The organism is Massilia alkalitolerans DSM 17462 (assembly GCF_000427785.1).
GTDB classification, from domain to species: domain Bacteria; phylum Pseudomonadota; class Gammaproteobacteria; order Burkholderiales; family Burkholderiaceae_D; genus Telluria; species Telluria alkalitolerans.
Genome location: NZ_ATYR01000039.1, coordinates 36,077 through 45,918 on the forward strand (window position 1 = coordinate 36,077; position 9,842 = coordinate 45,918).

9 protein-coding genes are annotated in these 9,842 nt (G+C 65.0%); 7 read left to right on the forward strand and 2 right to left on the reverse strand.

What is annotated here, in order from left to right; translation table 11 throughout:
- Positions 1 to 327: 327 nt before the first annotated feature.
- Complete coding sequence (locus YWC_RS0124640) at positions 328 to 1,077, forward strand: alpha/beta fold hydrolase (RefSeq protein ID WP_051306734.1); 750 nt, start codon at positions 328 to 330, stop codon at positions 1,075 to 1,077.
- 5 nt (positions 1,078 to 1,082) lie between these two features.
- Positions 1,083 to 2,657, forward strand: a complete 1,575-nt coding sequence (locus tag YWC_RS0124645; RefSeq protein WP_036215935.1) for a hybrid sensor histidine kinase/response regulator — start codon at positions 1,083 to 1,085, stop codon at positions 2,655 to 2,657.
- A 16-nt stretch (positions 2,658 to 2,673) separates the two neighbouring features.
- Here YWC_RS0124645 and YWC_RS0124650 read toward each other — a convergent pair whose 3' ends face one another.
- Both YWC_RS0124650 and YWC_RS0124655 read right to left on the reverse strand, forming a co-directional pair.
- On the reverse strand, positions 2,674 to 3,246 hold the full coding sequence (locus tag YWC_RS0124650; protein WP_229413193.1) for a lysozyme family protein: 573 nt from the start codon (positions 3,244 to 3,246) through the stop codon (positions 2,674 to 2,676).
- Positions 3,247 to 3,441: 195 nt separating this feature from the next.
- Complete coding sequence (locus YWC_RS0124655) at positions 3,442 to 4,650, reverse strand: cation:proton antiporter (RefSeq protein ID WP_027867768.1); 1,209 nt, start codon at positions 4,648 to 4,650, stop codon at positions 3,442 to 3,444.
- A gap of 283 nt (positions 4,651 to 4,933) precedes the next feature.
- Here YWC_RS0124655 and YWC_RS0124660 point away from each other — a divergent pair, with 283 nt between their 5' ends.
- From YWC_RS0124660 to YWC_RS0124680, 5 genes are all read left to right on the forward strand, one after another.
- Positions 4,934 to 6,190, forward strand: a complete 1,257-nt coding sequence (locus tag YWC_RS0124660; RefSeq protein ID WP_027867769.1) for an ABC transporter substrate-binding protein — start codon at positions 4,934 to 4,936, stop codon at positions 6,188 to 6,190.
- 1 nt (position 6,191) lies between these two features.
- Positions 6,192 to 7,067, forward strand: a complete 876-nt coding sequence (locus YWC_RS0124665; RefSeq protein WP_027867770.1) for a carbohydrate ABC transporter permease — start codon at positions 6,192 to 6,194, stop codon at positions 7,065 to 7,067.
- Positions 7,064 to 7,954, forward strand: a complete 891-nt coding sequence (locus YWC_RS0124670) for a carbohydrate ABC transporter permease (protein WP_051306733.1) — start codon at positions 7,064 to 7,066, stop codon at positions 7,952 to 7,954. The genes YWC_RS0124665 and YWC_RS0124670 overlap by 4 nt, the downstream gene beginning before the upstream one ends.
- A 6-nt stretch (positions 7,955 to 7,960) precedes the next feature.
- On the forward strand, positions 7,961 to 9,025 hold the full coding sequence (locus YWC_RS0124675) for an ABC transporter ATP-binding protein (protein WP_027867772.1): 1,065 nt from the start codon (positions 7,961 to 7,963) through the stop codon (positions 9,023 to 9,025).
- Positions 9,026 to 9,102: 77 nt separating this feature from the next.
- Positions 9,103 to 9,842 (forward strand): LacI family DNA-binding transcriptional regulator (locus YWC_RS0124680; protein ID WP_027867773.1); only part of this gene is annotated, 740 nt, incomplete at its 3' end.

Here is a 9,842-nt window from a genome sequence, read left to right on the forward strand (position 1 = left end):
TAAAGTACTTTTTCTTGTGCTACTTTACGGTACAATTCGCTTTGTAATCAAAGACATATCGTTTTGTTTGCTAATTTGTAATCATCAGGTGGCGGGTTCGAGTCCTGCAGTCGGCACCAAGATCTCATGCAGAAAGCCCAGCCATTTGGCTGGGCTTTTTGTTTTCCGGTCTTGTTGTCGAAACAGGACAATTGCGGGTCAATCGTGCGAGTTTGCTCAACAATACATGGCTATAATCGCTCTGTTTAACTTCTCCCACTACGACCGATGAGCTCCCACATCCAGCTTCGCAACAACGTGCGCATTTCCGGAAATGGTGCAGCGACCATGGTATTTGCGCATGGGTTCGGATGTGACCAGACCATGTGGCGCTTCCTCGCGCCGGCCTACCAGGACCGCTTCCGTACCATCTCCTTCGACCTGGTCGGCAGCGGCGGCTCGGACCTCGCCGCCTACGACCGCGAGAAATACGGCAGCCTGCACGGCTATGCCGACGACCTGCTTGAGATCCTCGATGCCTTCGCCACCGGTCCCGTGGTGTTCGTCGGACACTCGGTCAGCACCATGATCGGCCTGCTGGCCACCATCAAGGCGCCGGAAAAGTTCGTGGCGCAAGTCATGGTGGGCCCCTCGCCGTGCTACATCAACGACGGTGACTACACCGGCGGCTTCAGCCACGAGGACATCGACGAACTGCTGGAAACGATGGATGCGAATTACCTCGGCTGGTCGAGCAGCATGGCGCCGGCCATCATGGGCGCGCCCAACCGGCCCGACCTGCGCGAGGAACTGACCAGCAGCTTCTGCCGCAACGACCCCGATATCGCCAAGCACTTGGCCCGCGTGACCTTCACTTCCGACCACCGTGCCGACGTGCCGAAGTCGACAGTCCCGGCCCTGATCCTGCAGTGCAGCGACGACCTGGTCGCGCCGGTCGCCGTCGGCCAGTTCCTGCACCGGCACCTGCCGGCCAGCACCCTGCACATCATCGAAAACGTCGGCCACTGCCCGCACATGAGCGCACCTACCGCGAGCTCGAACGCCATCGATCAATTTCTCGCGCAAACCCTGCGCTGAATGCAGTGTCACCAGACCTTCTTGCGGGCGAACTCCTGTTCGACCATGCGGCCTGCGCGCTGGTCCTCACCAGGGCCGACGGCGCCATCCTGCGTGCCAACAGCACGGCATGTACCTGGCTGGGCTACACCCTGGAAGAACTGGTCGGCGCCAAGTCCATGCGCGACCTCCTGCCCATCGGTGCGCGCTTGTTCTATCACACGCACTGCCAGCCGATCCTCCAGGTGCAGGGTTCGGTGGCCGAGATCCAGGTCGATCTGCTTACCCGCGACAAGCAGCGCCTGCCGGTACTGATCAATATCGTGCGGCAGCAGGACGGCGACCGGATCGTCGACCACTGGGCATTTTTCAAGGCCTCCGACCGCAAGGCTTACGAGCGCGAGCTGCTGAACGCCCGCAAGGCGGCGGAAGCCGCGCTGGAAGCGCGCCATAGCGCCGAAGAGGAACTCAAGCGGCTCAACGCCCAGCTGTCGGCCGCCGACCGGCGCAAGGACGAATTCCTGGCGACGCTGTCGCACGAGCTGCGCAATCCGCTCGCGCCCATGCGCAGTACGCTCGACGTGCTCACGCTGAAGTTCGCCCGCGGCGCCGACGCTCGCCTGCTGCAGGCCTTCGACCGCCAGCTGCGCCACCTGACACGGCTGGTGGACGACCTGATGGAAGTGTCGCGCATCACGCAGGGGCGCATGCAGCTGCGCCGCACCGCGGTCGAGCTGTCCGCACTGGTGTCGGGCGCGGCCCAGGACCTGGCCCCGACCATGGAAGCGGCAGGCCATACGCTGCGGCTGTCGATTGCGCCGCCGCCGGTCACCGTGGACGGCGACCCGACGCGCCTGTTCCAGGTCGTCCTGAACCTGCTCACCAATGCGGCCAAGTACACGCCGGAGGGCGGCCTGATCGAACTCCAGCTTGCCTGCGACGGGGACATGGCCGAGATCCGGGTAAGCGACAACGGCATCGGCATCCCGGCCGAAGCGCTTGCCAATATCTTCAACATGTTTTCGCAGCTCGAACCCGCGCTGGAGCGCTCAAGGGGCGGACTCGGCATCGGCCTTGCCCTGGTGCGCGGCATCGTGGAACTTCATGGCGGCAGCATCGCGGCGGACAGCGCCGGCCCGGGCAAGGGCAGCACGTTCAGCGTGCGCCTGCCGCTGTCGCTGGCGGTCGCCCGCCCCGTGGAGGCTGCCCCGACCGGCGCCCTCCCGGCCCGGGTACGGGTGCTGGTCGTGGACGACAACGAGGATGCGGCGCAGATGCTGGCGATGGCGCTCGAATACTCGGGCTGCGAGATCCGCGTCGCCCATTCGGCCGCCCAGGCGCTGGAACTGATCCCGGTCTTCGCGCCCGCGGCGGCGCTGCTGGACATCGGCCTGCCGGACATGAACGGCTACGAATTGGCCCGCCGCATACGCCAGCTGCCGACCGGCGCGCAGGCCATGCTCATCGCCACCACCGGATGGGGCCAGCAGAAAGACCGCGAACGCGCCTTCGAGGCCGGCTTCGACCACCATATCACCAAGCCGATCGACTTCGAGCTGCTGCAGCCCTTGCTGCAAGGGCTCGCGGCGGACGATACCTGATGGACCGCTTGGCCGGTCAGGCGACGTTGCCCCCCGCATCACGGTAGGCCGAAAGAAAGCGATCGAAGCTGACGTAGCGTTGCGGCGGGTAATGGTTGCGCTGTCCCGGTCCTTTCGGCAGCGCGGCCCAGATGCGCGCCACCTTCGGCATGACCTCCGCGACCGCGCCCTGCTTGATCGCGTCGATGACGCCCAGGCTGCGCAGGATCTCCACCGCAATCAGGTCTTGCGTACGCGGCGAAAAATCCCGCAGTCCGAGCTTGGCGCCATGATGCTGCCAGGTGGGACGGGTGATCTGGTACATGCCAGCGGCGGTGGACTTGCCGCCGATACCCGGGCCCGGATGGGTCGACATGTCGGTGAAGCGCCAGCGGTCGTCCGACCTTCCCTTCAGCGCGCCATACCTGAAATCATAGCCGCCGCCTTCGGCTGCCGCGATCGCCTTCAGGAAGGCGGCGACGTTCGGATGGGTGAGATGCTCCTCGTTCTCCGCCAGGAGCGCTTCGGCGCGACGAGGATCGGGGTGCCGCGTCCAGCGTCGCCGTGCGTTTTGAGATGGACATGATTTCCTCCCAACGAGTGCTTGCAAGCGCCGGCGCCGTACGGGCTCACCGGCTCTGAACTCATCATAGGAAAGGAGCGTGCCCGGCAGTTGAGGGGGCGCAGACAGACACCGCTTCGCACCCACATTCCTTGCGCAAACACCTTGCAGTCGAGTACAAGAATCTGGCAGGAAATTCAGCCGCCGAGCAAGAAAAAGGCCGCTTCACCGGCGGCCTCTGTATCAGGAACTGGCCTGTTCGACCAATCCCCTGTTCTGTACCCGGCTCAGCTTCGGATGCACGATCGGAATCGTCAGCATCGTGCTGGCCACCGCCATCAGGAGCAGCGCGGTAAAGGTCTCGCTGGTGATGATCTGCTTGTCGAGCAGGATGTTGGCGAAGATGATCTCGATCAGGCCCTTGGTCTGCAGCAGCCATCCGATGATGGAGGCCTCGCCCTTTTTCCAGCCCAACGCCCGCCCTGCGATATGCGCGCCGGCGAGCTTGCCGCCTACCGAGGCCAGCAGCAGCAGCCCGGCCACGAAGAACACCGGATAACTGCCCACGTCCCACTTCGTGCGCAGGCCGGTGCTCAGGAAGAACACCGGCATCAAGACCAGCAGCACGTTCTTGAACAGCCCGTCCAGTTTCTCCTGCTCGAACCAGTCCGCGTCCATCACCACGCCGGCCAGGAAAGCGCCCACCATGTAGTGCAGGCCGGCCCAGTCGGCGCCGAGGCTGCAGGCGATCAGCCAGATCAGGGCGACATACCAGCGGTCCCTTGCGGGCAGGCGCAGCATCAGCCGGCGGAACAGGATGGTCAGCACGCCGAAGGCCAGCAGGAAGCCGAGCTGGCGCCCCACGCGTTCCCAGTCCAGCATGATCAGCGCCAGCACGCCCCAGATGGCGACGTCGTCCAGGCTCGCATAGCGCAGGATGCGCTGGCCCATCGGCTGGCGCAGGATGTCGAGCTTTTCCATCAGGAGCACCAGCACCGGCAGCGCCGTCACCGCGCAGGCCATGCCAATGCCCAGCACGAACTGCCAGGGGGCGCCGCTGGGACCGATCCAGCCTTCGTAGGCGAGCAGCAGCAGGGCTGCGCCGCAGCCGAACAACAGCGGCACGCTCAGCGACAGGCCGGCCGTGGTCACGCTCTCGCGGCGGTACCGCCACACCTTCTTCAGGTCGAGCTCGATCCCGGCCAGCATCACGAACAGCATCACGCCCCACCAGGCAATGCCGTTCAGCGTCTTCACCACGTCCGGGTTGAAGACGAAGCGGTGGTACTCGGGATAGACCGCACCCAGGATGCCGGGTCCCAGCAGGATGCCCATGATGATCTGGACGACAGCCAGCGGCGCGAAATAATCGGTCTTGCCAAGCCGCCACACCAGGTAGGGTGCAACGAAAATGAGCAGCATCGCGATCAGGAAAATCTCGGTGGTATTCATGGTCTCTCCAGGCCTGTCCTTGTCTCTTGCATTGCGCAAGGCGGACATTGTAGTGTGCTGAACGCAGGCAACGACTGGAAACGATACCACACCATTCGGCTGCGGGGACATGGGGTGTCGCCTATTTTTTGCGCATCTTTTCTTATCTTGGCGACATTGAAAATGTGCCAGAATCCTGATTGCAATATTTGTTTGACCCCGATTTCACCCGGTGCTATAGTCGGGCAAAGCCAGTGGTAACGTTTCCAACTTTACCAAAAAAACGGCACATAACGGAGACACGATGTTCACACCACGCACTCTGGCGACGGCCTGCGCATGGCTCGCCGCTGCCATGACGCCTGCCGCCCAAGCGCATGCCGCGTCGGTGGCGGGGAGCCCCAGGGCGGAAGTGATCCACTGGTGGACCTCGGGCGGCGAATCGGCCGCGGTCAAGCAGGTCGCCCAGGCCTACCGCGATGCCGGCGGCGTGTGGATCGACACCGCGATCGCCGGCGGCGACCAGTCCCGTGCCGTGACCATCAACCGCATCGTCGGCGGCAATCCTCCCACCGCGGCCCAGTTCAACACCTCCAAGCAGTTCCTCGACGTGATCGAAGCGGGAATGCTGAACAACGTCGACGGCGTCGCGCGCGCCCAGAACTGGGACCAGATGCTGCCCACCCCGATCATCGACGTGATCAAGGTGCAGGGCCACTACTACGCGGTGCCGCTGAACATCCACATGCAGACCTGGTTCTGGTATTCGAAGGCCGCTTTCAAAAAGGCCGGCATCGCGAAGGAGCCAGGCAGCATGAGCGAGTTCTTCGACGCGCTCGACAAGCTCAAGGCCGCCGGCATCATTCCCCTCGCCCACGGCGGCCAGTCCTGGCAGGAGACCGTGCTGTTCTCGGCGATCCTGGCCAATATGGGCGGCAAGGAGCTGTACCTCAAGGCCATCCGCGACCGCGACCAGGCCACCCTGCTCTCGCCGCAGTTCCGCCAGGTGCTGCTGGCCTTCAAGCGCCTGAAATCCTATGTCGATGCCGGCTCGCCGGGGCGCAACTGGAACGACGCCACCGCCCTGGTCATCAGTGGCAAGGCGGGTTTCCAGGTGATGGGCGACTGGGCCAAGGGCGAGTTCACCAATGCGGGACAAAGCGCGGGCCAGCACTACGGCTGCATGGCCGGGTTCACCCCGGCGACGCCCTACCTGATCCAGGGCGACGTGTTCGTCTTCCCGCGCACCGACAAGGGCCAGGCCGTCAAGGCGCAGCAGCTGCTCGCCAACGTGGTGTCGCAACCCGGCCTGCAGGTAGGCTTCAGCAAGCTGAAAGGCTCGATCCCGGTGCGCACCGACGTCGATGCGGCCGAACTCGACCTGTGCGCCCAGAAGGGCATCGAGATCATGAAGGACCGCGCGCGCCAGGCCGGCGTCACCGAAGTCTACCTGACGCCGGACCAGAACGGCGCCATGCAGGACGTCCTGACCGCCTACTGGAACACGAACATGCCGGTCGAACGCGCCCAGAAGAGCATCGCCAACGCACTCAAATACTGACATGCTCACCTTGCGCGCCCACCGGATCAGTCCCCACCTTGCCCTGCTGCCGATGGCGCTGACGGTGCTGGTCGCCTACGTCGGCGCGGCGCTGTGGACCTTGCGCACCTCGTTCACCGCCTCGCGCACCTTCCCCTCGGATAACTTCATCGGCGCCGCCCAGTATGTGCGTCTGTTCGACAACGAGCGCTGGCTGATCTCGCTGAACAACCTGGCCGTGTATGGCGCGCTGTTCATCGTCGCCTGCATGGTGCTCGGCTTCCTGCTGGCCGCCTTCATCGACCAGAACGTCAGCGGCGAAGGTTTTCTCCGCACGGTCTTCCTGTATCCGTATGCGATGTCTTTTGTCGCCACGGGTCTCGTGTGGCAGTGGATGCTGGCGCCCGGGGCCGGCATCGAGGGCGCGGTGCGGCAGCTGGGATTCCCGGGCTTCAGCTTCGACTGGATCATCGACCAGGAGATGGTCATCTACACCATCGTCATCGCCGCCGTCTGGCAGGCCTCGGGCCTGGTGATGGCGATGATGCTGGCCGGCCTGCGCGGCGTCGACCCGGAGATCTACAAGGCGGCGCGCCTGGACGGCATCCCGGCCTGGCGCGTCTACCTGCAGATCGTGCTGCCGATGCTGGGGCCGACGATCGCCACCGTGTTCCTGCTGCTGTGCACCGCCGTCGTGAAACTGTACGACGCGGTGGTGGCGATGACCGGCGGCGGTCCGGGCACCGCCAGCGAGGTGCCGGCCAAGTTCATCATGGACCATTTGTTCCTGCGTTCGAACATCGGCCTGGCCTCGGCCGGCGCCGTCACCCTGCTCATCCCGGTGCTGGCCCTGCTGGCGCCCTATGCCTACGCACGCAGCCGGAGGAAACGCGCATGAGCGACACTGTTCTCGAGGCCCCCGCTCCCGTGATGAGCTTTACCGCCCCAGCCGCGCGCCGCAAGCGCCTGTCGCCGGCGCGCATCGGCGTCTACGCCTTCCTCTTCAGCGCCGCGCTGTACTTCCTGCTGCCGCTGTACGTCATGATCATCACCTCCTTCAAGTCGATGGACGAGATCAGGAACGGCAACGTGTTCGCCCTGCCCCTGCTCGCCACCGTCGAGCCGTGGAAGAACGCCTGGAGCCAGGTCAGCGGCGGCTTCTGGAATTCGGTGGCGATCACAGTGCCCAGCACGGTCATCCCGATCCTGCTGGGCGCCATCAACGGCTACGCGCTGTCATTCTGGAAGCCGCGCGGCGCGAATGTACTGTTCGGCGTGCTGCTGGCCGGCGCCTTCATTCCGGTGCAGGTGATGATCTATCCGCTGGTGTGGATGATAGCGCGCGCCGGCGTGTTCGGTTCGCTGCCGGCCATCGTGCTGGTGCACGTCATCTTCGGCATGCCGATCATGACCCTGCTGTTCCGGAACTACTACGCCTCGGTGCCGCACGAGCTGTTCCAGGCCGCGCGCATCGACGGCGGCGGCTTCTGGCGCATCTTCCTGCAGGTGATGCTGCCGATGTCGCTGCCCATCGTCGTGGTCGCCGCCATCATGCAGGTCACCGGCGTGTGGAACGACTACATCCTCGGCCTGGTGTTCGCGGGCCGCGACAATGCGCCGATGACGGTGCAGCTGAATAACGTGATCAACACCACCACCGGCACCCGCCTGTACAACGTCAACATGGCCGCGACCATCCTGACGGCCGCGCTGCCGCTGGGGATCTATTTCATCTCGGGACGCTGGTTCGTGCGCGGCATCGCCGCCGGTGCCGTCAAAGGATAAACGAGCATGTCGAACGTCCATCTCCGCAAGCTGTGCATCACCCGCGGCAGCAACCAGGTCATCCGCGACCTCGACCTGCAGGTCGAGCCGGGCGAGTTCCTGGTCCTGCTCGGGCCTTCCGGCTGCGGCAAGTCCACCCTGCTGCACAGCATCGCCGGCCTGATCGACCTGGCCGAAGGCTCGATCGAGATCGGCGGGCGCGACATGAGCTACGCCGACCCGAGCGAGCGCGGGATCGGCATGGTTTTCCAGTCGTATGCGCTGTACCCGACCATGACGGTCGAGAAGAACATGTCCTTCGGCCTGCGCATCTCCGGCGCACCCAAGGCCGAGATCGGGCGCCGCGTGCAGAAGGCGGCCGCGATGCTGCAACTGGAGTCGCTGCTGGACCGCAAACCTGCCCAGCTCTCGGGTGGCCAGCGCCAGCGCGTGGCGATCGGCCGCGCCCTGGTGCGCGAAGCCGGGGTCTACCTGTTCGACGAGCCGCTCTCGAACCTGGACGCCAAGCTGCGCGCGGAACTGCGCCGCGAACTCAAGATGCTGCACCAGGCGCTCGGTTCGACCATGATCTACGTGACCCACGACCAGGCCGAGGCGATGACCCTGGCCACCCGCATCGTCGTGATGCAGGGCGGCCGCATCCAGCAGATCGGCACGCCGAGCGAAGTCTACGAGCGTCCAGCCAACCGTTTCGTGGCGGGCTTCCTCGGCTCGCCGTCGATGAACTTCGTCGACGGTCGGCTCGAGGGCGAACTGGATGTGCAGCGCCACTTCAGCGCGGGCATGCTGGCCCTGAACCTGGCGCCGGACTGCGTGGCGCCCTCCGGCGCGGTGACGCTGGCGGTGCGGCCGGAAGACATCCACCTGGTGCCGGACGGTTCGCTGCAGGCCTTGGTCACGCTGGTCGAGCCGATGGGCAACCACCAGGTCGTCTGGCTGGACTGCGGCGGCCACCAGCTCTCGAGCATCGTGCACGACCCGCGGCCGCTGGCCACCGGGCAGGCGGTGCGCTTCGACATCGACGCGGCACGGGTCTCGCTGTTCGATCCAACAAGCGGCAAGCGCCTTTAAGACAGGTGCCAGTGTCAGATGAATGCAGTATGCTTCGGTGTTTATCGAATAACTAAACAACAGGATAGGGATCCTCAGTGGCAACCATCAAGGACGTAGCGCGTCTCGCCGGCGTCGGCCTCGGCACCGCCTCGCGCGTGGTCAGCGGCAAGGGCTCGGTGTCGCCTGCCACGCTGGAACGCGTGCGCAAGGCGATCGACGAGCTGGGCTTTCGTCCCTCGCACGCGGCGCGCGCCCTGCTGTCCGGCACCAGCCGGATGGTCGGCGTCTACATCCCGGTCCTGAGCGGCACCTTCTATACCCCGATCCTGCAGATCATCGACACCGAATTGCGCGCCGCCGGCCTGCACATGGTGGTGGCCTTCGGCGTCGGCCTGGGCGACGCGCGGCGCCAGGCCATCGAGGGCATCGAGTTCCTGGTCGAGCGCGGCTGCGACGGCATCGTCATGATGACCAGCGCCCTCAGCGACGAGGACCTGGCCAACCTGGGCGGCAAGCAGAAGCAGATCGTCGCGCTGAACCACGAGTTCAAGCAGATTCCCGAGCAGTGCTTCACGGTCGACCACGTGCTGGGCGGGCGCCTGGCTGCGCGCACCCTGCTCGACTACAAGCACCGCGACATCGCCGTGATTGCCGGCCCGGCGGCGCTGGCCGACAACGTGGCCCGCATCGACGGCTTCATGCGCGAACTGGAAGCCGAGGGTATCGACACCAGGAAGGTCTGGATGATGGAAAGCGATTTCTCGCCCCAGGGCGGCTGTCAAGCAGATTCCCGAGCAGTGCTTCACGGTCGACCACGTGCTGGGCGGGCGCCTGG

Bases quoted from the DNA above. Each gene is read 5' to 3' on its own strand.
- YWC_RS0124665 (WP_027867770.1), top strand. From the start codon at position 6,192: ATGCTCACCTTGCGCGCCCACCGGATCAGTCCCCACCTTGCCCTGCTG.
- YWC_RS0124675 (WP_027867772.1), top strand. From the start codon at position 7,961: ATGTCGAACGTCCATCTCCGCAAGCTGTGCATCACCCGCGGCAGCAAC.
- YWC_RS0124660 (WP_027867769.1), top strand. From the start codon at position 4,934: ATGTTCACACCACGCACTCTGGCGACGGCCTGCGCATGGCTCGCCGCT.
- YWC_RS0124640 (WP_051306734.1), top strand. From the start codon at position 328: ATGGTATTTGCGCATGGGTTCGGATGTGACCAGACCATGTGGCGCTTC.
- YWC_RS0124655 (WP_027867768.1), bottom strand. From the start codon at position 4,650: ATGAATACCACCGAGATTTTCCTGATCGCGATGCTGCTCATTTTCGTT.
- YWC_RS0124670 (WP_051306733.1), top strand. From the start codon at position 7,064: ATGAGCGACACTGTTCTCGAGGCCCCCGCTCCCGTGATGAGCTTTACC.